Origin of the sequence: Burkholderia sp. 9120 (genome assembly GCF_000745015.1) — a bacterium.
GTDB lineage: Bacteria > Pseudomonadota > Gammaproteobacteria > Burkholderiales > Burkholderiaceae > Paraburkholderia.
This window is the reverse complement of the sequence record NZ_JQNA01000002.1, coordinates 2,222,203-2,245,524: the sequence shown is the minus strand read 5'-3', so window position 1 is coordinate 2,245,524 and position 23,322 is coordinate 2,222,203. Positions and strand designations below refer to the sequence as shown.

The window sequence follows — 23,322 nt, the reverse complement described above, 5'->3', positions numbered from 1 at the left end:
ACGAGACCACGCGAACGGGTTACGAGTACGCAAACGGGTTACGCAACGGGTTACGCAACTTAGCGAGGGATTTCATGAAACTCATTACCGCAATCATCAAGCCGTTCAAGCTCGATGAGGCGCGCGAAGCCTTGTCGGCCATCGGCGTCTCGGGCATCACGGTGACGGAAGTCAAAGGCTTCGGCCGCCAGAAGGGCCACACGGAGCTGTATCGCGGCGCCGAATACGTGGTCGATTTCCTGCCGAAGGTGAAGATCGAGGCCGCTGTCTCGGACGACATCGTCGACCAGGCGATCGAGGCGCTCGAACGTGCTGCGCGCACCGGCAAAATCGGCGACGGCAAGATCTTCGTCACGCCGATCGAACAGGTCATCCGGATTCGCACCGGGGAGACCGGCGCGGACGCTCTGTAACAACAAAAGATAGCGACACAGATAAGCGACAAGAGGAAACGAAGATGCGCAAACTATTGATGTCCTTGCTGATGGCCGGTTCGCTGCTCGCGGGCGGTATCGGCGCCGCCCTCGCGGACGACGCTTCCGCCCCCGCAGCCGCTTCGGCCGCTGCTTCCGATACGACGGCGAGTGCGCCGGCGCCGGACGCTTCGGCGGCGCCTGCCGCCGCCGCGGCTTCGGCACCGGCCGCTGACGCGTCCGCCGCGCCGGCTGCCAGCGCCGCTGCCGCCGCACCAGCAGCATCGGACGCTGCGCCGGCTGCCCCGACCGCGCCGTTCTCGGTCGACTCGTCGAAGATCAATTCGGGCGACACCGCCTGGATGCTGACCTCCACCGCGCTCGTGCTGTTCATGACGATCCCGGGTCTGGCGCTGTTCTACGGCGGCATGGTCCGCAAGAAAAGCGTGCTCGCGATCCTGATGCAAAGCTTCGCGATCACCTGCCTCGTGTCGATCATCTGGGTGGTGGTGGGCTACAGCCTCGCCTTCACGCCGGGCAACTCGTTCATCGGCGGTTTCTCGCGCTTCTTCATGGCGGGTATGAACTACATCAAGGGCGACAAGGCCACGACGCTGACCGTCAGCCACCTGGCCCCGACGATTCCCGAAACGGTCTACGTCGTCTATCAGATGACGTTCGCGATCATCACCCCGGCACTGATCACGGGCGCGTTTGCCGACCGTATGAAGTTCTCGGCGATGCTCGTGTTCATGACGCTGTGGTCGATCATCGTCTACTCGCCGATCGCGCACATGGTCTGGGAACCGACCGGCTGGCTGGCTAGCGCCGGCATCCTCGACTTCGCGGGCGGCACGGTGGTGCACATCAACGCCGGTATCGCGGCGCTGGTCTGCGCGCTGGTGCTCGGCAAGCGTGTCGGTTACGGCAAGGAAGCGATGGCGCCGCACAACCTGACGCTCACGCTGATTGGTGGCGCGATGCTGTGGGTGGGCTGGTTCGGCTTCAACGCGGGTTCGGCAGTGGCGGCTGACGGCCGTGCCGGTTTCGCGATGTTCGCAACGCAAGTGGCAACGGCTGCAGCAGCACTCGCATGGATGTTCGCCGAATGGGCGACCAAGGGTAAGCCGTCGGTACTCGGTATCGTGTCGGGCGCCGTGGCAGGTCTGGTGGCCATTACGCCGGCTTCGGGCTTCGTCGGTATGACGGGCTCGCTGGTGATCGGCATTGCGGCAGGCGTGATCTGCTTCTGGTCAGCCACGTGGCTCAAGCACAAGCTCGGTTACGACGACTCGCTCGACGCGTTCGGCGTGCACTGCATCGGCGGTATCGTGGGTGCGCTGCTGACCGGTGTGTTCGCGGTCAAGGACATCGGCGGCGCGGACGGCAGCGTTGTTCTGCAAGCCAAGGGCGTGCTGACGACGCTGGTCTACAGCGGCGTGGTGAGCTACATCCTGCTGAAGGTGATCGATATGGTGATGGGCATCCGCGTGACGGAAGAACAGGAACGCGAAGGTCTGGACGTGAGCCTGCACGGCGAACACGTCGAATAAACTCCGGCAGTCAGCGCCGCCCGGCGGCGCTGACCCGAAAGCAACAAGCGCAGCGATTTTGGCCCGCCTTTCACGGCGGGCTTTTTTCTTGGCGCTTATCTTGTAAACAGTAGTTTTCCCCGCCTATCATCACGATAGCGAGAATGCATTCGCGTCCGCTTGCGAATGGAGAAACCGTCCCCAAATGGACAAAGCATTTGCAATACAATCTTTTTTCTCCAGTCTGCGAGTGATCAATGGTTCCGCACCTAGTTACGGCGTTAAACGGCCCGCTGCTCGACCTCGAGCGGAAGATCCTCGACGCCACGCCCGCCATCGAACGCTGGTTCCGGCTCGAATGGCAGGAGCACACACCGCCGTTCTACTGTTCGGTCGACCTGCGTAACGCGGGCTTCAAGCTCGCGCCGGTCGACACCAATCTGTTCCCCGGCGCATTCAACAATCTGCCGCAGGAAGTGTTGCCGCTCGCCGTGCAGGCCGCGATGGCGTCGATCGAAAAGATCTGCCCGGACGCGAAGAACCTGCTGGTGATTCCCGAGCGCCATACCCGCAACGCGTTTTATCTCGAGAACGTCGCCCGGCTGGCGGCGATCATGCGTCAGGCCGGTTTGAACGTGCGCTTCGGCACGCTCGACGAAAGCATCAACGGGCCGGTCACGATCGCGCTGTCCGACGGCCAGAAGCTCGTGCTCGAACCGCTCGAACGCACGCCGCGGCGCCTGGGGCTGAAAAATTTCGATCCGTGTTCGATTCTGCTGAACAATGATCTGTCGGGCGGGATTCCGCCGATTCTGGAAAATCTGCACGAGCAGTATCTGCTGCCGCCGTTGCATGCCGGCTGGGCCGTGCGTCGTAAATCGACGCATTTCTCCTGCTATGACGACGTCGCGAAGAAGTTCGCGAAGATGGTCGAGATCGATCCGTGGATGATCAATCCGTACTTCGCGCATGTGGAAGGCGTCGACTTCCAGGAGCGCACCGGCGAAGAAGCGCTGGCGGATGCGATCGACGGCGTGCTGAAGAAGATCGCCAAGAAGTATCGCGAGTACGGCATCGCCGAGAAACCGTATGTCGTGATCAAGTCGGACGCCGGCACTTACGGCATGGGCGTGATGACGGTGCACGACGCTTCTGAAGTCGCCGCGCTCACCAAGCGCGAACGCGCCAAGATGGCGGCGACCAAAGACGGCCTCGAAGTGCACGACGTGATCGTGCAGGAAGGCGTGTACACCTTCGAACGGCTCGGCGACGAAGTCGCGGAACCGGTCGTGTACATGATCGACCGTTACGTCGTGGGCGGCTTTTACCGCGTGCACGGCAGCCGCGAGCGCGATCAGAATCTGAATGCGCCCGGCATGCACTTCGTGCCGCTCGGCTTCGAACACACGGCGCTGCCGGATGCACACGCCAAGCCCGGCGCGGCGCCGCCGAACCGCTTCTATATGTATGGCGTGGTGGCGCGGCTCGGATTGCTGGCCGCTTCGGTCGAGCTGGAAAAGACCGATCCGGAAGCCATTCAGGTTTAAGCCACCCAGGGTGGTCGATGGCGGCGCGTGCCGCCATTGTCATTTTTAACGCGTAGATTGACGCTCAATGCCAAGCCCATCAGGGCGCACCGGGACCTTCATGGACATTCTTTTCATCGCCGATCCGCTCACGCAGTTCAAGATCTACAAAGACTCGACCTACGCGATGATGGCCGAAGCGGCACGCCGTGGTCACACGGTGTATGCCTGCGAACCGAAGCATCTGGCATGGACCGGCGGCGACGTCGAGGCGAACGTGCAGCGCTTCGCGATTGTCGGCGACGTGACCGATCTGCATCGCGACACGTGGTACGCCGCCGACGCGCCCGCCGCGCGCTCGCTCAAGAGCTTTAGCGCCGTGGTGATGCGCAAGGACCCGCCGTTTGACATGGAATACGTTACGTCAACGTGGCTGCTCGAAATGGCCGAACGCGGCGGCGCGCGCATCTTCAACAAGCCGCAGGCGATTCGCGACCATTCGGAAAAGCTCGCGATCGGCGAATTCGCGCAGTTCGTCACGCCCACGCTGGTCACGCGCGACGCAGCCCGTCTGCGCGCGTTCCACGAACAGCATGGCGACGTGATCCTGAAACCGCTCGACGGCATGGGCGGCATGGGCGTGTTCCGCGTGAAGGCGGACGGCATGAACCTGGGTTCGATCATCGAAATGCTGAGCCACGACGGCGCGCGTTCGGTGATGGCGCAGAAGTTCATCCCCGAAATCAAGGACGGCGACAAGCGCATTCTGCTGATCGGCGGCGAAGCGGTGCCGTATTCGCTCGCGCGGATTCCTCAGGGCAATGAAGTGCGCGGCAATCTGGCGGCGGGTGGCCTCGGCGTGGCGCGTCCGCTAACCGAGCATGACCGCAAGATCGCCGACACGCTCGCGCCGGTGCTGGCTGCGCGCGGTTTGCTGCTGGCCGGGCTGGATGCGATCGGCGACTGGCTGACCGAGGTCAACGTCACGAGCCCGACCTGTTTCCGCGAGATCATGGATCAGACCGGTTTCGACGTCGCCGCCATGTTTATCGACGCGTTGGAGCGCGCGGCGGCCTAGCGTTGAATGCCCGCCACAGCCCCCAAACTGTGTAGTAAATCCGCATCAGGCAGAACACCGGCTTTGGCGCGAAAATGGGCCTGCTACAATGCCCGCTCTCCCGCGCCAAGCCGAATCGACGGCATCCGAGCGATGCCCGGGGCATAGGTTGCGGACTGTGATCGAGCCGTTTTTCAGCGCTGCCGGCGTCCTGTCCGGCGCGGCGCCGGGCTCGTCAGATGATGCGTTCCGGTCCTCATGGCCCACGGCCGGTCGAGGGCGCTTGGGGCCAGGGCTTCGTCCCGGTCCACGGTTCGGGGCCGTTCTTTTGCAGTAAGGCTGATATGGCAGGCATTCTGATCATTGCGCACGCTCCGTTTGCCACCGCGTTGCGCGACTGTATTTCGCACATCTATGGTGGCTTGCCGGCGCGTATCGGCGTGATCGACGTGTCGCCGGATTGCGATCCGGTTGAACGGGTCGCTTTCGCGAACGCCGAGATCGAGCGTCTCCGGGAAGAAAACGGCGCGCTCGTGCTCACCGACATGTTCGGCGCCACGCCCGCGAATATCGCCGGGCGGCTCGCTTCGCTGCCGGACGTGCGCGTGCTGTGCGGCGTCAATTTGCCGATGCTGGTGCGCGCGGTCTGTTATCGCGCCACGCCGCTCGACACGCTGGTCGACAAGGCACTCTCCGGTGCGACCAAGGGCGTGCACGCGATCGGACCCGCCACGCCGGCGCCCGTCGCGCCATGCGCGGCCTCGGGCGATTGTCTGCCGGCCTTGCCGCCGGACGCGGCGCCAGGCGATTGTCTGCCCGCATTGCCGGTCGGCGCCGACCTGACCCAGAAAACCGATTCGGCCGGCATCTAGGTAGACCGGTCGGTTTGGCTCACGCTTTAAACGCATTGCAAGCGGTTTGCAGTTTCACACTTCACCACCACACTTACCCGCGCTTCGGACCATCACATGCTGCAACAGGAAACGACTATTGTGAACAAGCTGGGGCTGCACGCGCGTGCGTCGGCCAAGTTGACGCAACTCGCGGGCAACTACCAGGCGGAAATCTGGATGAGCCGTAACGGCCGCCGTATCAATGCCAAGAGCATCATGGGCGTCATGATGCTGGCCGCGGGCATCGGCAGCACAGTGCTGATCGAAACCGAAGGCTCGGACGAAAAAGAAGCCATGGACGCATTGTTGAAACTGATTGCCGATAAATTCGGCGAAGGTCAGTAAGTAGCGCGTGCAGGTTGCGATAGGCAAAAACGCCGCGGCTATCCGCGGCGTTTTTTTTAGCGCGCGACAATGATTGGATGAAGACGCGCGCATGAGAGGCGCGCTTGCGAGACCGGTGAAAGCGAAACGAAGAGACAGGCAGGTTCGGTTCAGGTTTGCGTAGTCCGAACGCAAGCTGGGTGAAGGCGGATTGTCGCGCCGCTTACGATTTTTCGTGCTGCGCTGCACACAGGCCTGGCCTACGTGCAAAGAGCGCGGAATTTATAATGACGACGAGAGTCTGAGAGCATTGCAGCGGTTTGCCGCGGCATCACACAACTAGAGGAGGTGCGCGTGTCCTTCACGCTGCATGGAATTCCCGTGTCACGCGGTATCGCCATCGGGCGGGCTTATCTGATCGCCCCGGCCGCACTTGACGTAGACCACTATCTGATCGAACCCGCCCAGATCGAGGGCGAGGTCGAGCGCTTTCGCGCGGCGCAGCAACAGGTGCACCATGAGCTCGACGCGTTGCGCGCCGATCTCGCGGCAGACGCGCCGAGCGAAATGGGCGCGTTCATCAACGTTCATTCAATGATCCTGAACGATGCGATGCTCGTGCAGGAAACCATCGATCTGATCCGCACGCGCCGCTACAACGTGGAATGGGCGCTGACCGAACAGCTCGAACGTCTGTCGCGCCACTTCGACGATATCGAAGACGAATATTTGCGCGAACGCAAAGCCGATATCCAGCAGGTGGTGGAGCGGGTGCTGAAAGCGTTGGCGGGGGCGTCGGTGGCGCTGGTGGATGGCGTGCATGGCGCGTGCGACGAAATGATCGTGGTCGCGCATGACATCGCGCCGGCCGACATGATGCAATTCAAAACGCAAACGTTTCAAGGCTTCGTCACGGACCTCGGCGGCCGCACCTCGCATACGGCGATCGTCGCGCGTAGTCTGGGCATTCCGGCCGCGGTGGGGGTGCAGCACGCAAGCGCGTTGATCCGCCAGGACGACCTGATCATTGTCGACGGCGATCATGGCATCGTGATCGTCGATCCGGCGCCGATCGTGCTCGAGGAATACTCGTACCGTCAGAGCGAAAAAGCGCTCGAGCAGCGCAAGCTGCAGCGGCTGAAGTTTTCGCCGACGCAAACGCTGTGCGGCACGCGGATCGAGCTGTGCGCGAATATCGAGTTGCCAGACGACGCGAAGGCGGCGGTCGATTCGGGCGCGACCGGTGTGGGGCTGTTCCGCACGGAGTTCCTGTTCATGAATCACAAGGACCGGCTGCCGGAAGAGGAAGAACAGTTCGGCGCATACCGTCGCGCGGTCGAGTTGATGAACGGCCTGCCGGTCACGATTCGCACAATCGACGTGGGCGCCGACAAGCCGCTCGACTCGATGAGCGGTGCCGACAGCTACGAAACCGCCGCGAACCCCGCGCTGGGGCTCAGAGCGATTCGCTGGAGCCTGTCCGAGCCGCAGATGTTCCTCACGCAGTTGCGTGCAATTCTGCGTGCATCGGCGTTCGGCACGGTGAAGATTCTGATTCCGATGCTCGCGCACGCGCAGGAAATCGACCAGACGCTCGACCTGATTCGCGAAGCCAAGCGTCAGTTGGACGACGCGGGCATTGCCTACGATCCGAACGTGCAGGTCGGCGCCATGATCGAAATTCCGGCCGCCGCGATTGCGTTGCCGTTGTTCCTGAAGCGGCTCGACTTCCTGTCAATCGGCACCAACGATCTGATCCAGTACACGCTGGCGATTGATCGGGCGGACAACTCGGTCGCGCATCTGTACGACCCGCTGCATCCGGCGGTGCTGCATCTGATCGCCTTCACGCTGCGCGAAGCGAAACGGGCGGGTGTGCCGGTGTCGGTGTGCGGGGAAATGGCGGGCGATCCGGCGTTGACGCGCTTGTTGCTCGGCATGGGCCTCACCGAGTTTTCGATGCACCCGAGTCAGATTCTGGTGGTGAAGCAGGAAGTGCTGCGCTCGCATCTGAAGACGCTGGAGAAGCCGGTGGCCGACGTGCTGGCCTCGTTCGAACCGGAAGAAGTGCAGGCGGCGCTCAAGCGGGTGACGCTGGTTTGATGTTTCGACGCTGCTAAAGAAAAACGCCGCACTGAAAAGTTGCGGCGTTTTTTATTTGGCCCGGCAGCACAGCCGCGTCAGGCAGGATGCGCGTGTCCACATACCGGGCAATCGGGCTGCCGTGCAATGCGCATCGTGGTCCATTCCATTCGCAACGAATCGAGCATCATCAAACGGCCTACCAGCGGTGTGCCGATGTCGCCGATGACCCGCAGCGCTTCAGCGGCCTGCATCGAACCGATAATGCCGACGGTTGGCGCGAACACGCCCATCGTCGAACACGCGACTTCCTCGAACGGCTGGTCTTCCGGGAACACGCACGCATAGCAGGGCGAGGCTTCGTCGCGGAAATCGAACGTGCTGATCTGGCCGTCGAAGCGCAACGCCGCGCCCGACACCAGCGGCACGCCGTGCTTCACGCAGGCGCGGTTGATTGCGTGGCGTGTCGCGAAGTTATCGGTGCAATCGAGCACGACGGTCGCGTGCGGCACTTCGCGATCGAGCCAGGCATCGTCGATGCGCTCGTCGACCGCGTTCACCACGACCTCGGGATTGATCTGCGCGAGCGCGTCGCGCCCGGACTCCACCTTCTTGCGCCCGACCGATGCCGTCACATGCAGGATCTGCCGCTGCAGATTGGTCAGATCGACTGTGTCGGCATCGACCAGCGTCAAACGGCCTGCACCTGCCGCTGCGAGATACATCGCCGCCGGCGAGCCCAATCCGCCCGCGCCGACGATGATCGCGTGCGCGTCGATAAAACGCTGCTGCGCCTCGATACCGATTTCGTCAACGAGGATATGGCGGGAATAGCGGAGGAGTTGATCGTCATTCATGGCGGGGCGCGTGTGAGTGTGCGCGCGGTGAAACGCAGACAGGTGGTCTGCGGTGCGCGTTGTCGTTATTTTAATCGCGCGAAGAGAATGGCTGATGGCGTGCGGGTGATCCCGGGTGTCTTCGCCGCGATGGTTTGCGGCGAAGACACCCGGAGGCGCACGCTAAAGCTTGCTGCTTACTTGCTCGGCGCGGCGGCCGGAGCCGATGCACCCGGAACCGGCTGGGTCGGCTTGACTGCGACCGGCGCGGACGCCGACGTTGCCGGCTTGCTCTGCGCCAGACGCCGCTCGCTCAGCGACTTCGATTCCTGCACCGGCTTGCCTTCCAGCTTGTTCAACGCCTGTTGCAGCATGAAGTCGTCGTTCGAACCGAATTCCACCGGCTTGCGCTCACGATCCTTCTGGCGCTGTTCCGGCGTCTTCTTGTCGTTCTGCTCTTCGAGGATACGCAGTTGTTCCATGCGATCCGTTTCACGCTGTTCCGCTTCCTTCTTCTCGTTCGGGTCTTGCGTGTTCGCAAGGTGATTCGAGTAGTCGACTTCGCGCGTGACGAGTGCGTCGTCCGGATCGCCTTCGGCGTACTGGTCGACCGCGACGTCAGGACGGATGCCCTTGTTCTGGATCGAACGGCCGCTCGGCGTGTAGTAGTACGCCGTGGTCAGACGCAGCGCGGTGTCCGCGGTCATGGGGCGCACGGTTTGCACCGAGCCCTTGCCGAAGGTCGTCTTGCCGACGATCAGCGCACGGTGCTGATCCTGCAGCGCGCCCGCGACGATTTCCGACGCCGACGCGGAGTACGCGTTGGTCAGCACGACCATCGGCACGGTCTTGAAGATCGGCGCTTCGTCTTTCAGCGGATCGCTGTCGAAAGACTGCAGACGGTAGTTGTCGTAGGTATCGCGGTAGACCTGCTTCGAATCCGGAATCTGGCCGTTGGTCGACACCACCACCGAATCCGGCGGCAGGAACGCGCCGGCCACGCCGACCGCGCTTTGCAGCAGACCGCCGCCGTTGTTACGCAGATCGAGCACGAGGCCCTTCAGGTTCGGCTGCTGACGCGCGATGTCTTGCAGACGGGCGGCCAGATCAGGCGTGGTGCGTTCCTGGAAGCTCGTGATGCGGATATACGCGTAGCCCGGCGCAAGAATCTTCATCTTGACCGACTGGACCTTGATGATTGCGCGCGTGACCGTGAGCGGGAACGTGCGGTCGTCGGTCTTGCGGAAGATCGTGAGCGTGACCTTGGTGCCGGGGTCGCCGCGCATCTGCTTGACCGCCTGGTCGAGCGTCATGCCGCGCACCGGCTTGTCGTTGATACGCGTGATCAGGTCGCCCGGACGAATGCCAGCGCGGAACGCGGGCGTGTCTTCGATCGGCGAAATCACCTTGATCAGGCCGTCTTCCGACGAAATTTCGATGCCGAGACCCGCGAAGCGACCTTTGGTCTGCTCCTGCAGTTCTTCGTAATCGGTCTTGTCGAGATACGACGAGTGCGGGTCGAGACTCGCCACCATGCCTTTGATGGCGGCGGTGAGGAGCTTCTTGTCGTCAACCGGTTCGACGTACTCGTGCTTGATTTGCCCGAACACTTCGGCAAAGAGCCTGAGCTGGTCCAGCGGCAGCGGCGTGGCGGTGCTTGATGCGGCGCTGGCGGGTTGCTGGGCCGAGGCCGAAAGTTGCAGGGTGGCAAATACACCGGTAGCAAGGCCCGCGGCAATCAGGCCGATATTTTTCAGGTTCTTTCGCATAGAGTCTGTTGCGGTCGGAAGCGCGTGGCAGCGTCGATAGAGATGGGGACGGACAAGTATAACTGCACACCCGCCCACAAAGGGCGCAGCGCAGGCAATCGTGATTCGACAGCGCAGGCCAAGCCTGGTTCGTGAGATCGTACCCGCGACGCCGAAGTAATGTGCGGTAACGGCCAAAGCGCATGCGAAGCAGCCGGAAGGCCGCTTGCACATGGCTGGAAAATGGCAGCAGAGTGGCTGGGAAATGGCCGTGCTGCAAGAGAGGGCGAAGGCCGGAACATGGGCCTTCGCCGGTGACGCTGATTAGCCGGCCTTGCCCTGCTTGGCGACCGCGGCTTGCGCCTTGGCGATCGCTTCCTGGTCGCCCAGGTAGTAGTGCTTGAGCGGCTTCAGGTTCTCGTCGAGTTCGTAGACGAGCGGCACGCCGTTCGGAATATTCAGCCCGACGATGTCGTCGTCGGAAATATTGTCGAGGTACTTCACCATCGCGCGGATCGAGTTGCCGTGGGCGGCGATCACCACCTTGCGGCCCGACTTGATGGCCGGCGCGATCGATTCGTTCCACAGCGGCAGCACGCGCGCGACCGTGTCTTTCAGGCACTCGGTCAGCGGCAGTTGTTCGCGCGGCACCTTGGCGTAACGCGGATCGTCGTACGGTGCGCGTTCGTCGGTCGGCTCCAACGCCGGCGGCGGCGTGTCGTAGCTGCGGCGCCAGACCAGCACCTGTTCGTCGCCGAACTTCGCGGCGGTTTCGGCCTTGTTCAGACCCGACAGCGCGCCGTAGTGGCGCTCGTTCAGACGCCACGAATGCACGACCGGCAGGTACATCAGATCCATCTTGTCCTGCACGTGCCACAGCGTGCGGATCGCGCGTTTGAGCACCGACGTGTAGGCGATATCGAACGTGTAGCCCGATTCCTTCAGCAGCACGCCTGCCTGCTGCGCTTCCCGGTTGCCCTGTTCGGTGAGGTCGACGTCGACCCAGCCGGTGAAGCGGTTTTCCTTGTTCCACGTCGATTCGCCGTGGCGGATGAGAACGAGTTTGTACATGAGATTGCCGGTCGGTAGTAAGGAAGCGGTAAAAGCGTTGCGAGGGCTCGTTTGACGGAGCGTCGCCATCGCGTCAGACGGTTATTTTATAATGGCTGGATTGCCCTTTTCGATTTCTCTCTTTTTCGGCGGATTTTCCGTGAAGTTTTTCACTGATTACACAAACCTTGTACTGATCGCGATCGTCCTCATCTCCGGTGGGTTGCTGCTGTGGCCAACGATCAGCCGGCGCGGACGCGGCGGCCTGTCGGCTGCTGAAGCCACCCAACTGATCAACCGGCGCAATGCGGCGGTCATCGATCTGCGGCCGTCCGCCGAGTTCGCCAAGGGCCATTTGCCCGCGGCACGGCAGCTTGAATTTGCCGAATTGCAGGCGAAAGTCGCGCAACTCGTCAAAAACAAGAACAACCCGGTGCTGCTGGTTTGCCAGACCGGCCAGCAGTCGAACAAGGCAGCGCGTATCGTGCAGGATGCAGGGTATGCCGAAGTCCATGTTCTCGAAGGCGGTGTCGACGCCTGGCAGAAAGCCGGTATGCCGGTCGTGAAACAAGGAGCAGCCAAGTGAACAAAGTGATCATGTACAGCACCCAGGTGTGCCCGTATTGCCAGATGGCCGAACGTCTTTTAAAGTCGCGCGGCGTCGAGCACGTTGAGAAGGTACTGATCGACAAAGACCCGGCCCGTCGTGAAGAAATGATGACCCGGACGGGTCGTCGCACGGTGCCGCAGGTGTTCATCGGCGAGACGCATGTCGGCGGGTACGATGACCTGTCCGCGCTCGATCGCGCGGGCGGTTTGATGCCGCTGCTCGAAGCAACCGCCTGAATTCGCGCGCCTGCGGGCGCCTGAATGGGCGGGTGAAAACCAAGCCGGCGCATCCTCGCCCGATCCGGGCGGGCGGCGCGCCGCAACGATCTGGCGGCCCATGCACGTGGGCCGCCGCCTTGCATATCTATCAGGAAATCACTTCATCATGTCCGACGAGAATAACCAGCCGTTCTTCAACATCCAGCGCATTTACCTGAAGGACATGTCGCTCGAGCAGCCGAATTCGCCGGGTATCTTCCTCGAGCAGGAAATGCCGTCGGTGGAAGTGGAAGTCGACGTGAAGGCCGAGCGCCTCGCCGACACCGTGTTCGAAATCCTCGTCACGGGCACGGTCACGGCCAAGGTGTCGGACAAGGTCGCGTTCCTGATCGAAGCCAAGCAAGCCGGCATTTTCGACATCCGCAACATTCCGGCTGACCAGATCGATCCGCTGGTCGGCATTGCCTGCCCGACGATCCTGTTCCCGTACCTGCGCTCGAACATTGCCGACGCGATCACCCGCGCCGGTTTCCCGCCGATCCACCTCGCCGAGATCAACTTCCAGGCGCTGTACGAGCAGCGTCTCGCGCAGATGGGCGGCCAGGAAGGCGCGGCGCAGAACGGCGTCACGCACTAAGTGTCCGAGGCAGTGCCGGCTATGAAGGTTGCTGTCCTTGGCGCCGGCGCATGGGGCACAGCCCTCGCCGGCCATCTGGCCGTACGGCACGACACGGTGTTGTGGGCGCGTGAAGCCGCGCTCATTGCCGACCTCTCCGCCTCGCACGAAAACGCCCGCTATCTGGCGGGCGTTGCTTTGCCCGCGGCGCTTCGCTATGAAGCCGACCTGAACGCGGCGCTCGACCACGCGCTGTCAGACGAAGCCTTGTGTGTCGTGGCAACGCCCGTGGCGGGTCTGCGCGGTCTGTTTCAGGCGATGCGCGACGCGGGCAAAGTGCCGGCGCATGTGGTGTGGTTGTGCAAAGGTTTCGAAGCCGATTCGCAGTTGCTGCCGCATCAGGTGGTGGCGGCCGAACTGGCGGGGCATGCCAGCAATGGCGTGCTGTCCGGTCCGAGTTTCGCGCGCGAAGTCGGCCAGGGCTTGCCGGTCGCGTTGACGATCGCGAGCGGTTCGGCGGCGTGCCGCGAACGTACGGTCGCCGCGTTTCATCATGGCGCGATGCGCATCTATACCGGCGACGACGTCGTCGGCGTGGAAGTGGGCGGCGCGGTGAAGAACGTGCTGGCGATCGCCACGGGCATTGCCGACGGTCTCGGGCTCGGTCTGAACGCGCGGGCCGCGCTGATCACGCGCGGTCTGGCCGAAATGTCGCGCCTCGGCGTGACCCTCGGCGGACGGGCGGAAACGTTCACGGGGCTCACCGGCTTGGGTGATCTGATCCTGACCGCCACCGGCGACCTGTCGCGCAATCGTACGGTCGGCGTGCAACTCGCCGCGGGCCGCACGCTCGACGACATTCTCGGCGGTCTCGGCCACGTGGCTGAAGGCGTGCGTTGTGCGCAAGCTGTTCTGGCGATCGCGCGTGCGCATGCGATCGAGATGCCGATCACGCAGGCGGTCTGCGCCGTGTTGTTCGACGGCGTGGCCCCGCGCGACGCCGTCAGCGCCCTCTTGCGGCGCGATTCCAAAGCTGAATAAGCGTTGTGTTTCAGCCGTTTAGCGCGCAAAAGCGCTGAACGGCTGGCTGCCTTCGCGGTCCACGTTGTTATCGACGCTTCGGACTAGCGAGGTTCCCATGCTCAATATCAATGGCTGCACGCTGGAAGCGCGCCGGGTCGACATCACCACGCTCGCCGTGGATGCGATCGTCAACGCCGCGAATACGTCCTTATTAGGTGGCGGCGGCGTGGATGGCGCGATTCATCGGGCGGCCGGCAAGGACTTGCTGCCCGAATGCGAGGCGCTCGGCGGTTGCGCAACCGGCGACGCGAAGCTCTCCGGCGGGCACCACTTGCCGGCCCACTATGTGATTCACGCAGTCGGGCCAGTCTGGCGGGGCGGCGCGCAGGGCGAGGCCGGGTTGCTGGCGTCCTGCTATCGGCGCTCGCTCGAGGTCGCGCGCGAGGCGCAATGCACGAGCATCGCGTTTCCCGCAATTAGTTGCGGCATCTACCATTTTCCCGCCGACGATGCGGTGCGGATCGCGGTCGGCACGGTGCTCGACACCTTGCCGAACACGCCGCGGATCGAGCGAGTCGTGTTCGCCTGTTTCGACGACGCGATGCTCGCGCGGTATCTGGCCGAACTGACGCGCCGTCAGGCGCCGCCGTCGAAGCCGGTCTGACGCCACGCCTCGAACACCACGATCGCGACGGTATTCGACAGATTCAGGCTGCGGTTGCCCGGCCGCATGGGCAGGCGCACGCGCTGTTCGTTGGCGAACTGGTCGAGCACCGTGTCGGGCAGGCCGCGCGTTTCGGCGCCGAACACGAACCAGTCGCCCGATTGAAAAGCGTGCTCGTGAAAGCGGCCCGAGCCCCGCGTGGTGAACGCGAACATGCGCGCCGGGTCCGGTGTTTCTTTGGCGACGAACGCGGCCCAGTCGGCATGCACGTTCATCTGCGCATACTCGTGATAGTCGAGGCCGGCGCGGCGCAGCTTGGCGTCGTCGAGCGGAAAACCGAGCGGCTCGATCAGATGCAGCCGCGCGCCAGTGTTGGCGCACAGGCGGATCACGTTGCCGGTGTTCGGCGGGATTTCGGGTTCGACGAGAACGACATTGAACATGATGGGATGAGATCGGGTGGAGACTAGTTTTTCGGGGTGCGCAGCGCGACGAAATTGGTGACCCGGCACGCGCCGGCTGCTTTGAGCGTGCGCGCCAGCGCTTCAAGGGTTGCGCCGGTCGTCATCACATCGTCGACGATGCCCACGTGCAGACCGCAGACACTTGCCCTGACCTTGAACGCGCGGCCTACGTTCTGGCGGCGCGCGTCGAGGTCGAGCCGCGACTGCGGCGCGGTATGGATCACCCGCTGCAGCAAGGTGGCGTCGCTGCGCAGTTTCAGCGCGCGAGCCAACGGTCTGGCGATCTGCCAGGCCTGGTTATAGCCGCGCTCGGCGAGACGTTGCCGCGCCAGCGGCACGGGCGCGATCACGTCGGGCATGTCCGACGCATCGCGCCACGAGTCTTGCGCCAGACGCGCGAGGCGTTGCGCGAACTCGCGCGCCAGCATCAGCCGGGCGCGGAATTTCAGACCGACCGCCAGCGTGTCGAGCGGCGCGCGGTAGTCGGCGAGGGCGAAAGTCGCGTCGAACGGCGGCGGCTCGCTGATGCAGTCAGCACACCGGTATTGCGTGTGGCCTGCCCAGCGCGTCGACGCGAGCGGCGCTGCGCACGTGGTGCAGCGCACGCGGCTCTCGTTCCAGTACGCTTCGTCGCAATAGGCGCACAGCGTGTTATGCGACAAATTGCCGCATAACGCACACAGGTTCGGCAATGCGGCCTGCATGGCGTGCGGCCACGCCGAACGAAGGCCGCGCGCGAAACGCGCGAACCGGCCGCCGGATGACGAAGAAAATGGTCGGAGTGCCACGATTGGAAGGCCCGCGCAGGCCGTCCCCACTGAATGGAAGGAAACGAACGAGTATACTTCCTGCTCTACGCCAGCACGACACCCATGTCCCCAACTCCCGCTCAATCAGGCCGTCCGGCCTACGATTCACGGCGTCTCCGGCGCATTTTCGACCGCCGCGCGGTGACCTTCGACGACGTCGCGTTCCTGCCGCGCGAGATCGCGCAGCGCATGCGTGAGCGGCTCGATTACATCAAGGTCACGCCGGCCAGTGTGCTCGACGCCGGTTGCGGTGCGGGCGAAGACCTGCCCGCGCTGCGCGAGCGCTTCCCTGAAGCGCTGGTATTCGGCACCGACCTGTCGCACGGCATGCTGACCCGTGCGCTACACCATGACTCGGGCGACACGAGCTGGCGGCGCTTCCTGCCGGCTTCGCTCGGCAAAGCGCTCGGCGCCCGCGGTCCGCGCTTCGCGCAGGCCGACTTCTCGGCGCTGCCGTTCGCGGCCGGCGCCTTCGAATTCATCTGGTCCAACCTCGCGCTGCATTGGCACTCGCGGCCCGATCTCGTGTTTCCCGAGTGGCAGCGCGTGCTCAAGGTCAACGGCCTGTTGATGTTCAGCACGCTCGGCCCCGACACGCTCAAGGAATTGCGCGGCGCATACGCCGAGGTCGAGGCCGCGCACGGCGTCGCCTCGCGCAAGCATGTGATCGACTTTGTCGATATGCACGATCTGGGCGATATGCTGGTGGAGAGCGGCTTCGAAATTCCGGTGATGGATCAGGAAGTCCTCACCATTACCTATAAGTCGCCGGAGTCGCTGCTCGCGGACGTGCGTCGTTGGGGCGCCTATCCGTTCGAGCGCGCATTCGAGCGTGAAGCGTCCGCGGGCGGCGCTGCACGTCGGCTGCATAAGGCTTTGCTGGCGGCGCTCGAAGCGCGCCGGCGCGCCGACGGCACCCTCGCGCTGACCTTCGAGGTGATCTACGGACACGCATGGAAAGCCGTGCCGCGCACCACCGCCGAAGGTCACGGGATCGTGCGAATCGAGGACATCGGACGAAGCTCGTCGAGGAATCGTTGAGGCGGTAAAGACGACATCTGTTATGTCTGAAATTTCCGCTTCAAAAGACGCGCAAAAGCTGCGTCAAAACGGCGCGGAGGCTTGTCGCACCGGGCTTTTGGGCCATTTGGCCCTTGCTTGTGGATGCTATGGATCGCGCCTATAATGCGTCAGTTTGTCGCCCGGAGTCCCCACATTTGGGGCGGCAGGCCGGAGGCAAAGTACTGCATGATGAGGAGACTCGGTTGTGATCGGGCGGCTGGTTCAGAAGGCCGCGCCACATGACCGAAAGCGGCGGTTCGCAGGAGGCAGCGATGGAAGCATCAGATCTGCTGGCGGATTCAGAACCAGTCCTCAAAGACTGGACCATGAAACGCAACTGTTCGATATCGCCGCGGCAGTTCGTCGGTTTCTACGTGTCGCTTGCGTTGTTCTCGTTGGCAATTGCTTTCATGCTGGTTCTGGTCGGCGCCTGGCTGGTGTTGCCGTTCACCGGTATCGAATTGCTGGCGGTGGGTATCGCGTTTGCCATATACGCGCGTCATGCTGTGGATTACGAGCGCATCCGGTTGTTTCCGAACCGGCTCGTGATCGAGCAGGTCAGCGCCGAGAAGCTCACGCAGTTCGAATTCAATCCGCGCTGGGTGCGGATCGAGCCGGGCGCAACGCCGCGTGACCAGATCAAACTGGTCTCGCGTGGCCAGACGATCATGATTGGGCAACATCTCGCGCAGTATCGGCGCGCGCAGTTCGCAGGTGAATTGCGTATGTGGCTCACGCGTTGTTAGATGCGTTGAGACGCGCGGCGTTCAAGGGGAGCGCGAGACAGCCAGTCGGTGGGGTCGAGGGTTTGAATGGAAAATTTGGGTAAGGAAGCTATGAAAACAATCAAGCGAGCCCTCATGGGTGTGCTGGCGATGAGCGGACTGCTTTTCGCCGGTGCCGCCCTGGCAGTGGGCGATGTTCCGGGCGGCCCTGCCGTCAACGAGATCAATCTCCAGCCGCCGGCGACGAAAATCGCTGAGGAGCTCTTCAGCCTCCACATGTTCATGCTGGTTCTGTGCCTGGTCATCTTCGTCGGCGTGTTCGGCGTGATGTTCTATTCGATCTTTGCGCACCGCAAATCGAAAGGCCACAAAGCTTCGAATTTCCACGAAAGCACCACCGTCGAAATCATCTGGACGATCGTACCGTTCGTCATCGTCGTGTTGATGGCGCTGCCGGCCACCAAGACCGTCGTCGCGATGAAAGACACCACGAATGCCGACCTCACCGTCAAGGTCACCGGCTATCAGTGGAAATGGGGCTACGACTACGTGAAGGGCCCGGGCGAAGGCATCAACTTCCTGTCCACGCTGGCCACGCCGCGTGCGGAAACCGATGGTCGCTTGCCGATTTCCACCACGTATCTGCAGGAAGTCGACAATCCGCTGGTCGTCCCGGTCGACAAGAAAATCCGCATCATCACCACCGCGAACGACGTGGTCCACTCCTGGTACGTGCCGGCTTTCGGCGTGAAGCAGGACGCGATCCCGGGTTTCGTGCGCGACACGTGGTTCAAGGCTGACAAGACCGGCACGTTCCGCGGCTTCTGTACCGAACTGTGCGGCAAGGAACACGCGTTCATGCCGGTGGTGGTCGAAGTGCTGTCCGCCGACGACTACGCGAAGTGGGTCGAAACGCAAAAGGCGAAAATGGCCGCCAGCCAGGACGACCCGAACAAGACCTACACGATGGCCGAGTTGATGGAGCGCGGCGGCAAGGTGTACACGGCGAACTGCGCGGTCTGCCACCAGCCGAACGGTAAGGGCGCGGGCGCATTCCCGGCGCTCGACGGCAGCAAGATCGCCAACGGCCCGATCGCCGAGCACGTCAGCCTGGTGCTGAAGGGCAAGAACGCAATGCCGTCGTGGGCGCCTACGCTGAACGACATCGAAATCGCTTCGGTGATCACGTACGAACGTAACTCGTGGGGCAACCACACCGGCGACATTCTCCAGCCGAAGCAGATTCTGGACGCCCGTAACGGCAAGCTGCCGGAAGGCGGCAACCATCTGGCCGACGCAGCAGGTGCCGGCGCAGCGGCAAGCGGCGCGGAAGCGGCGTCGGGCGCGGCGGCAGCATCGGGCGCTTCGGGCGCGGACGCAGCGGCAGCCGGCTCGGACAGCGCGGCGGCCACGCAAGCGGCGCTGCCGGCCAGCATCTACTTCGACACCGGCAAGAGCACGCTGCCGGCCGACGCGAAAGCGGCGGTCGACGCGGCCGCCGCTTTCGCGAAGGCGCATCCGGACGCGAAATTCACGCTGTCGGGCTTCACCGACGCAACCGGCTCCGCCGACGTCAACGCGAAGCTCGCGAAGACCCGCGCCGAAGCCGTTCGCGACGCACTGAAAGCAGCCGGCATTGCCGAAGACCATATTATTTTAAAGAAGCCAGAAACGATCACGGGCGGCAGCGACGCGAAAGAAGCCCGGCGTGTTCAGATCAGCCCGGCCGCCTGACGTGTTCATGGTCAGCACCGCAGTATTCGCATTAGGAGATTGTCATGTCTAGCATCGGACACGATGTAACCGCGGGCCACGAGCACGTACACGGCGACCATGCCCACGAAACGCCGCATGGCTGGCGTCGTTGGCTGTTCGCAACCAATCACAAGGACATCGGTACGCTGTACCTGATCTTCTCGTTCACCATGTTCCTCTCCGGGGGCGTGATGGCGCTGATGATCCGTGCCGAACTGTTCGAACCGGGTCTGCAGATCATGCGTCCCGAGTTCTTCAATCAGCTGACCACCATGCATGGCCTGATCATGGTGTTCGGCGCGATCATGCCGGCCTTCGTCGGCTTCGCGAATTGGATGATTCCGCTGCAGATCGGCGCGTCGGACATGGCGTTCGCGCGTATGAACAACTTCAGCTTCTGGCTGCTGCCGGTGGCCGCTGTGTTGCTGGTCGGCTCGTTCTTCGCACCGGGCGGCGCGACCGCCGCGGGCTGGACGCTGTACGCGCCGCTCTCCACGCAGATGGGCCCGGGCATGGACTTCGCGATTTTCGCGATCCACTTGATGGGCGCTTCGTCGATCATGGGCGGGATCAACATCGTCGTGACGATCCTGAACATGCGCGCACCTGGCCTCACGCTGATGAAAATGCCGATGTTCGTCTGGACGTGGCTGATCACCGCGTACCTGCTGATCGCCGTGATGCCGGTTCTGGCAGGCGCGATCACCATGGTGCTGTTCGATCGCCACTTCGGCACGTCGTTCTTCAACGCGGCAGGCGGCGGCGACCCGGTCATGTACCAGCACATCTTCTGGTTCTTCGGGCACCCCGAGGTGTACATCATGATCTTGCCGGCGTTCGGGATCGTGTCGCAGGTGATTCCGGCGTTCTCGCGCAAGCCGCTGTTCGGCTATAGCTCGATGGTGTACGCAACCTCGTCGATCGCGATTCTGTCGTTCATGGTCTGGGCGCACCACATGTTCGCCACCGGCATGCCGGTGACGGGCCAGCTGTTCTTCATGTACGCGACGATGCTGATCGCCGTGCCGACCGGCGTGAAGGTGTTCAACTGGGTCGCGACGATGTGGCGCGGTTCGTTGAGCTTCGAAACGCCGATGCTGTTCGCGGTCGGCTTCCTGCTGGTGTTCACGTTCGGCGGTCTGTCCGGCCTGATGTTGGCCATGGCGCCGCTCGACATCCAGTATCACGGGACTTATTTCGTGGTCGCGCACTTCCACTACGTGCTGGTGGCGGGGTCACTCTTCGCGCTTTTCTCAGGCTGGTACTACTGGGCGCCGAAGTGGACCGGCTGGATGTACAACGAAACGCGCGGCAAGATCCACTTCTGGGCGTCGATGTTCTTCTTCAACCTCGCGTTCCTGCCGATGCACTTCGTCGGTCTGGCTGGCATGCCGCGTCGTTATGCTGACTACCCGGCACAGTTCACCGACTGGAACCAGGTCATCTCGATCGGCGCGTTCGGCTTTGGTCTGGCGCAGGTCTACTTCCTGTTCGCGGTTGCGCTGCCGGCCTACCGTGGCGGCGGCGAACTCGAAAAAGCCGGCGACAAGCCGTGGGACGGCGCAACGGGCCTCGAATGGACCGTGCCGAGCCCGGCTCCGTTCCACACGTTCGAACACCCGCCGACGGTCGAGTAAATCGGCAGTGGGGGAGGCAACCGGTTCCGGCTGCGGCGCAACGTGCCGCGAGCGGAACCGGGGCAGCGGCCCAGCCGCCTGTCACCCGGCAAGTCACAAAAGTATTCAGAAAATCGAGCATGACGCGCAATCCACAGGAAAGACGATCGCCGGAGCAGATTCGCGCGGGCAACAGGCGGATAGGTTGGGTGATGTTCGTCATCGCGGCGGTCTTTTTCGCGAGCGTCATCATCAAGCAGCGCTTCTTCACCTGAAGCGGGCGTTGCTGTCTGTTCGCTGGTTTGTTGAGGATTGAGATGTCGACGCAACCGCCGGCTCAGGCCGACCGCTCTTTTAACCGTTCGATGCTGATCAAGCTGTTCGTCGTCGCGTTGATGATGTTCGGTTTTGGTTTCGCGCTGGTGCCCATGTACCGCGCGATCTGCCAGATCACCGGCATCAACAACCTCGTGCAGCGTGATGCCACGGTGCGCGAGGCGAAGAACACGCAGGTCGACATGAGCCGCACGATTTCGATCGAATTCGATGCGAACGCGCGCGGCCCGCTGGGTTTCAAGCCGGAGCAGCGCAGTCTCGACGTGCATCCGGGCGAAGTGACCACCGTGATGTACGAGGTCAGCAACGAACAGGCGCGCACGATTCAGGCGCAAGCCATTCCGAGCTACGCGCCGAAGCAGGCAACCGAATACTTCAAGAAGATCGAATGTTTTTGCTTTACGCAGCAGACGTTGACGGCGAATCAGACGAGGCGGATGCCGGTGGTGTTCGTGGTCGATCCGAAGCTGCCGAAAGACGTGAAGACGATCACGTTGTCGTACACGTTTTTTGAATTGAACACGCCGGCTGCGGCAACGGCCGGAAGCGCCACACCCACGGCTGACACGGCCAACACGGCGGCAACCACCGCCAATCCCGCCTGACGGGTTACCCCCGCCCAGGCGAAGGAAACCGGGACAAGATGAGCGATAACGGCAGCGCCCCGCGCAAGAGTAGTTTTGGTCAGTCGATGCGGGCCGTGCTCTGGTCGTTTTTCGGTGTGCGCAAGCGTCGCGATCTGGAAGCCGACGCCACGCAACTGAATCCGCTGCATGTGATCGCGGCGGCACTGATCTGCGCGGCCATTTTCATTGGCGTGCTGATCCTGGTCGTGCGCGCGGTGGTGGGCTGAGACGGTTGGACGCAGCGGTAGTGAAGGGCGCAGTAGGGCCCACGAATTAGAGTGAAGCGGTGCGGGTTCGACGCGCCGCCGAAGATACAGCCGGAGATTCCGGAACAACTGGACTGAAGTGGAGAATCAAGAATGAGCGGTCAAAACGAGAGCCCGTACTATTTCGTACCGCATCCGTCGCGGCATCCGATCAGCGCCGCTGCCGGGTTGCTGGTCATGCTCGGATCGCTTGCGGCCTGGATCAACGACCACGACTGGGCGCCGATCGGCGTGGTAGTCGGTTTGTTGTGGCTGCTCTTTACGCTGTGGCACTGGTTCGGCGACGCGATCGCGGAATCGGAAAGCGGCATGTACGGCAAAAATGTCGACAAGTCGTACCGCTGGAGCATGAGCTGGTTCATCTTCTCCGAAGTGATGTTCTTCGGTGCGTTCTTCGGCGCGTTGTTCTATGCGCGTGAAATTGCGCTGCATCAACTGGGCAGCCTCGACTACAAGCTAATCTGGCCGGACTTTTCGGCGGTGTGGCCGAACAACGGTCCGGCAGCGCTGGTCTCGACCTTCAAGTCGATGCAGCCGTGGCCGGTGCCGACTATCAATACCGCGCTGCTGCTGTCGTCGGGCGCGACGTTGACGGTCTCGCACCATGCACTGCGTGAAGATCATCGCAAGAAGGCGATCATCTGGCTGGCGGCTACGCTGGTGCTCGGCGTCTGCTTCCTGTTCCTGCAAGCCTTCGAGTACTTCCACGCGTACAACGAATTGAATCTGACGTTGTCGTCGGGCGTCTATGGATCGACCTTCTTCCTGCTGACGGGCTTCCACGGTTTCCACGTGTTCCTCGGCGGCACGATGCTGGCGGTGGTGCTGGTGCGATTGATTCGCGGCCACTTCACGGCGGAGCATCACTTCGCGTTCGAAGGCGCGGCGTGGTACTGGCACTTTGTGGACGTTGTGTGGCTCGGGCTGTACATCGTCGTGTACTGGCTGTAAGCAGGTGGTCTGGCAGTCTGGCCTGCGCCTACCGGTAGTCCGGAATGTGTGCAGGCCGCTCGCGTGACGTTCTTTGGGGCGTGGCGCACGAGCAGTATGCAAAGCACGTAAGCAGCGCCG

The 23,322-nt window shown here is 62.8% G+C and carries 25 protein-coding genes; 20 read left to right on the top strand and 5 right to left on the bottom strand.

Annotated elements, in window-relative coordinates:
- Positions 1-74: 74 nt before the first annotated feature.
- From FA94_RS18170 to ptsP, 7 genes are all read left to right on the top strand, one after another.
- Complete coding sequence (locus tag FA94_RS18170) at positions 75-413, top strand: P-II family nitrogen regulator (protein ID WP_006048089.1); 339 nt, start codon at positions 75-77, stop codon at positions 411-413.
- A gap of 44 nt (positions 414-457) precedes the next feature.
- Positions 458-1,966 carry an ammonium transporter gene (locus FA94_RS18165; protein ID WP_035553706.1) on the top strand — a complete coding sequence of 503 codons (1,509 nt, stop codon included), beginning with the start codon at positions 458-460 and terminating at the stop codon, positions 1,964-1,966.
- 236 nt (positions 1,967-2,202) lie between these two features.
- On the top strand, positions 2,203-3,492 hold the full coding sequence (gshA, locus tag FA94_RS18160; protein ID WP_035553704.1) for a glutamate--cysteine ligase: 1,290 nt from the start codon (positions 2,203-2,205) through the stop codon (positions 3,490-3,492).
- Between the two features lie 100 nt (positions 3,493-3,592).
- Positions 3,593-4,549 (top strand): glutathione synthase, encoded by a 957-nt coding sequence (gene gshB, locus FA94_RS18155; protein ID WP_035553702.1) that lies wholly within the window; start codon positions 3,593-3,595, stop codon positions 4,547-4,549.
- A gap of 323 nt (positions 4,550-4,872) precedes the next feature.
- Positions 4,873-5,400: a PTS sugar transporter subunit IIA gene (locus FA94_RS18150; RefSeq protein WP_035553699.1), complete on the top strand. Its 528-nt coding sequence runs from the start codon at positions 4,873-4,875 to the stop codon at positions 5,398-5,400.
- Between the two features lie 96 nt (positions 5,401-5,496).
- Entirely contained in the window at positions 5,497-5,766 is a 270-nt protein-coding gene (locus tag FA94_RS18145) for an HPr family phosphocarrier protein (RefSeq protein ID WP_012431596.1), read from the top strand.
- Positions 5,767-6,099: 333 nt separating this feature from the next.
- Positions 6,100-7,848 carry a phosphoenolpyruvate--protein phosphotransferase gene (gene ptsP, locus FA94_RS18140; RefSeq protein WP_035553697.1) on the top strand — a complete coding sequence of 583 codons (1,749 nt, stop codon included), beginning with the start codon at positions 6,100-6,102 and terminating at the stop codon, positions 7,846-7,848.
- Between the two features lie 77 nt (positions 7,849-7,925).
- Here ptsP and FA94_RS18135 read toward each other — a convergent pair whose 3' ends face one another.
- The 3 genes from FA94_RS18135 to gpmA all read right to left on the bottom strand — a co-directional run bounded on the left by FA94_RS18135 (position 7,926) and on the right by gpmA (position 11,482).
- Positions 7,926-8,684 carry a HesA/MoeB/ThiF family protein gene (locus FA94_RS18135; protein ID WP_035553694.1) on the bottom strand — a complete coding sequence of 253 codons (759 nt, stop codon included), beginning with the start codon at positions 8,682-8,684 and terminating at the stop codon, positions 7,926-7,928.
- Positions 8,685-8,860: 176 nt separating this feature from the next.
- Complete coding sequence (locus tag FA94_RS18130) at positions 8,861-10,432, bottom strand: S41 family peptidase (protein ID WP_035553692.1); 1,572 nt, start codon at positions 10,430-10,432, stop codon at positions 8,861-8,863.
- A 303-nt stretch (positions 10,433-10,735) separates the two neighbouring features.
- The gene (gpmA, locus tag FA94_RS18125; protein WP_035553690.1) at positions 10,736-11,482 is read right to left on the bottom strand and encodes a 2,3-diphosphoglycerate-dependent phosphoglycerate mutase; all 747 of its coding nucleotides are present in this window, start codon (positions 11,480-11,482) and stop codon (positions 10,736-10,738) included.
- Positions 11,483-11,621: 139 nt separating this feature from the next.
- On the opposite strand from gpmA, the gene FA94_RS18120 reads away from it, so the two are divergent.
- From FA94_RS18120 to FA94_RS18100, 5 genes are all read left to right on the top strand, one after another.
- Positions 11,622-12,047, top strand: coding sequence for a rhodanese-like domain-containing protein (locus FA94_RS18120; protein WP_035562459.1), 426 nt, complete (start codon positions 11,622-11,624; stop codon positions 12,045-12,047).
- The gene (gene grxC / locus FA94_RS18115; protein ID WP_007179466.1) at positions 12,044-12,307 is read left to right on the top strand and encodes a glutaredoxin 3; all 264 of its coding nucleotides are present in this window, start codon (positions 12,044-12,046) and stop codon (positions 12,305-12,307) included. Before FA94_RS18120 ends, grxC begins: the two co-directional genes overlap by 4 nt.
- A 148-nt stretch (positions 12,308-12,455) precedes the next feature.
- On the top strand, positions 12,456-12,926 hold the full coding sequence (gene secB, locus FA94_RS18110; RefSeq protein ID WP_035553688.1) for a protein-export chaperone SecB: 471 nt from the start codon (positions 12,456-12,458) through the stop codon (positions 12,924-12,926).
- A gap of 21 nt (positions 12,927-12,947) precedes the next feature.
- Positions 12,948-13,946 (top strand): NAD(P)H-dependent glycerol-3-phosphate dehydrogenase, encoded by a 999-nt coding sequence (locus FA94_RS18105; RefSeq protein ID WP_035553685.1) that lies wholly within the window; start codon positions 12,948-12,950, stop codon positions 13,944-13,946.
- A gap of 97 nt (positions 13,947-14,043) precedes the next feature.
- Positions 14,044-14,592: an O-acetyl-ADP-ribose deacetylase gene (locus FA94_RS18100; protein WP_035553682.1), complete on the top strand. Its 549-nt coding sequence runs from the start codon at positions 14,044-14,046 to the stop codon at positions 14,590-14,592.
- On the opposite strand, the gene trmL is transcribed toward FA94_RS18100, so the two are convergent.
- Positions 14,565-15,035, bottom strand: coding sequence for a tRNA (uridine(34)/cytosine(34)/5-carboxymethylaminomethyluridine(34)-2'-O)-methyltransferase TrmL (gene trmL, locus FA94_RS18095; RefSeq protein ID WP_035553679.1), 471 nt, complete (start codon positions 15,033-15,035; stop codon positions 14,565-14,567). The genes FA94_RS18100 and trmL overlap by 28 nt on opposite strands.
- A gap of 23 nt (positions 15,036-15,058) precedes the next feature.
- Entirely contained in the window at positions 15,059-15,760 is a 702-nt protein-coding gene (locus FA94_RS18090; protein WP_156126666.1) for a ComF family protein, read from the bottom strand.
- A 168-nt stretch (positions 15,761-15,928) separates the two neighbouring features.
- On the opposite strand from FA94_RS18090, the gene FA94_RS18085 reads away from it, so the two are divergent.
- From FA94_RS18085 to FA94_RS18050, 8 genes are all read left to right on the top strand, one after another.
- Complete coding sequence (locus FA94_RS18085; protein ID WP_035553676.1) at positions 15,929-16,906, top strand: methyltransferase domain-containing protein; 978 nt, start codon at positions 15,929-15,931, stop codon at positions 16,904-16,906.
- Between the two features lie 293 nt (positions 16,907-17,199).
- Entirely contained in the window at positions 17,200-17,673 is a 474-nt protein-coding gene (locus FA94_RS18080) for a DUF2244 domain-containing protein (RefSeq protein WP_035562454.1), read from the top strand.
- A 66-nt stretch (positions 17,674-17,739) separates the two neighbouring features.
- Positions 17,740-19,386, top strand: coding sequence for a cytochrome c oxidase subunit II (gene coxB, locus FA94_RS18075; protein ID WP_035553673.1), 1,647 nt, complete (start codon positions 17,740-17,742; stop codon positions 19,384-19,386).
- 44 nt (positions 19,387-19,430) lie between these two features.
- A complete protein-coding gene (gene ctaD, locus FA94_RS18070; RefSeq protein ID WP_035553671.1) occupies positions 19,431-21,044 on the top strand; it encodes a cytochrome c oxidase subunit I in 1,614 nt (537 codons plus the stop codon).
- A gap of 119 nt (positions 21,045-21,163) precedes the next feature.
- Positions 21,164-21,298: a cytochrome oxidase small assembly protein gene (locus tag FA94_RS39490; protein WP_035553669.1), complete on the top strand. Its 135-nt coding sequence runs from the start codon at positions 21,164-21,166 to the stop codon at positions 21,296-21,298.
- A 42-nt stretch (positions 21,299-21,340) separates the two neighbouring features.
- Positions 21,341-21,964 carry a cytochrome c oxidase assembly protein gene (locus tag FA94_RS18060; protein WP_035553667.1) on the top strand — a complete coding sequence of 208 codons (624 nt, stop codon included), beginning with the start codon at positions 21,341-21,343 and terminating at the stop codon, positions 21,962-21,964.
- A gap of 38 nt (positions 21,965-22,002) precedes the next feature.
- A complete protein-coding gene (locus FA94_RS18055; RefSeq protein ID WP_035553665.1) occupies positions 22,003-22,212 on the top strand; it encodes a DUF2970 domain-containing protein in 210 nt (69 codons plus the stop codon).
- Between the two features lie 132 nt (positions 22,213-22,344).
- Complete coding sequence (locus FA94_RS18050) at positions 22,345-23,202, top strand: cytochrome c oxidase subunit 3 (RefSeq protein WP_035553662.1); 858 nt, start codon at positions 22,345-22,347, stop codon at positions 23,200-23,202.
- The last annotated feature ends 120 nt before the right edge of the window (positions 23,203-23,322 follow it).

Excerpts from the sequence above, each read along its gene's own strand:
- FA94_RS18170 (WP_006048089.1), top strand. The coding sequence starts at position 75 with ATGAAACTCATTACCGCAATCATCAAGCCGTTCAAGCTCGATGAGGCG.
- FA94_RS18165 (WP_035553706.1), top strand. The coding sequence starts at position 458 with ATGCGCAAACTATTGATGTCCTTGCTGATGGCCGGTTCGCTGCTCGCG.
- gshA (WP_035553704.1), top strand. The coding sequence starts at position 2,203 with ATGGTTCCGCACCTAGTTACGGCGTTAAACGGCCCGCTGCTCGACCTC.
- gshB (WP_035553702.1), top strand. The coding sequence starts at position 3,593 with ATGGACATTCTTTTCATCGCCGATCCGCTCACGCAGTTCAAGATCTAC.
- FA94_RS18150 (WP_035553699.1), top strand. The coding sequence starts at position 4,873 with ATGGCAGGCATTCTGATCATTGCGCACGCTCCGTTTGCCACCGCGTTG.
- FA94_RS18145 (WP_012431596.1), top strand. The coding sequence starts at position 5,497 with ATGCTGCAACAGGAAACGACTATTGTGAACAAGCTGGGGCTGCACGCG.
- FA94_RS18135 (WP_035553694.1), bottom strand. The coding sequence starts at position 8,684 with ATGAATGACGATCAACTCCTCCGCTATTCCCGCCATATCCTCGTTGAC.
- FA94_RS18130 (WP_035553692.1), bottom strand. The coding sequence starts at position 10,432 with ATGCGAAAGAACCTGAAAAATATCGGCCTGATTGCCGCGGGCCTTGCT.
- gpmA (WP_035553690.1), bottom strand. The coding sequence starts at position 11,482 with ATGTACAAACTCGTTCTCATCCGCCACGGCGAATCGACGTGGAACAAG.
- secB (WP_035553688.1), top strand. The coding sequence starts at position 12,456 with ATGTCCGACGAGAATAACCAGCCGTTCTTCAACATCCAGCGCATTTAC.
- FA94_RS18105 (WP_035553685.1), top strand. The coding sequence starts at position 12,948 with ATGAAGGTTGCTGTCCTTGGCGCCGGCGCATGGGGCACAGCCCTCGCC.
- FA94_RS18100 (WP_035553682.1), top strand. The coding sequence starts at position 14,044 with ATGCTCAATATCAATGGCTGCACGCTGGAAGCGCGCCGGGTCGACATC.
- trmL (WP_035553679.1), bottom strand. The coding sequence starts at position 15,035 with ATGTTCAATGTCGTTCTCGTCGAACCCGAAATCCCGCCGAACACCGGC.
- FA94_RS18090 (WP_156126666.1), bottom strand. The coding sequence starts at position 15,760 with ATGCAGGCCGCATTGCCGAACCTGTGTGCGTTATGCGGCAATTTGTCG.
- FA94_RS18085 (WP_035553676.1), top strand. The coding sequence starts at position 15,929 with ATGTCCCCAACTCCCGCTCAATCAGGCCGTCCGGCCTACGATTCACGG.
- FA94_RS18080 (WP_035562454.1), top strand. The coding sequence starts at position 17,200 with ATGGAAGCATCAGATCTGCTGGCGGATTCAGAACCAGTCCTCAAAGAC.
- coxB (WP_035553673.1), top strand. The coding sequence starts at position 17,740 with ATGGAAAATTTGGGTAAGGAAGCTATGAAAACAATCAAGCGAGCCCTC.
- ctaD (WP_035553671.1), top strand. The coding sequence starts at position 19,431 with ATGTCTAGCATCGGACACGATGTAACCGCGGGCCACGAGCACGTACAC.
- FA94_RS39490 (WP_035553669.1), top strand. The coding sequence starts at position 21,164 with ATGACGCGCAATCCACAGGAAAGACGATCGCCGGAGCAGATTCGCGCG.
- FA94_RS18060 (WP_035553667.1), top strand. The coding sequence starts at position 21,341 with ATGTCGACGCAACCGCCGGCTCAGGCCGACCGCTCTTTTAACCGTTCG.
- FA94_RS18055 (WP_035553665.1), top strand. The coding sequence starts at position 22,003 with ATGAGCGATAACGGCAGCGCCCCGCGCAAGAGTAGTTTTGGTCAGTCG.
- FA94_RS18050 (WP_035553662.1), top strand. The coding sequence starts at position 22,345 with ATGAGCGGTCAAAACGAGAGCCCGTACTATTTCGTACCGCATCCGTCG.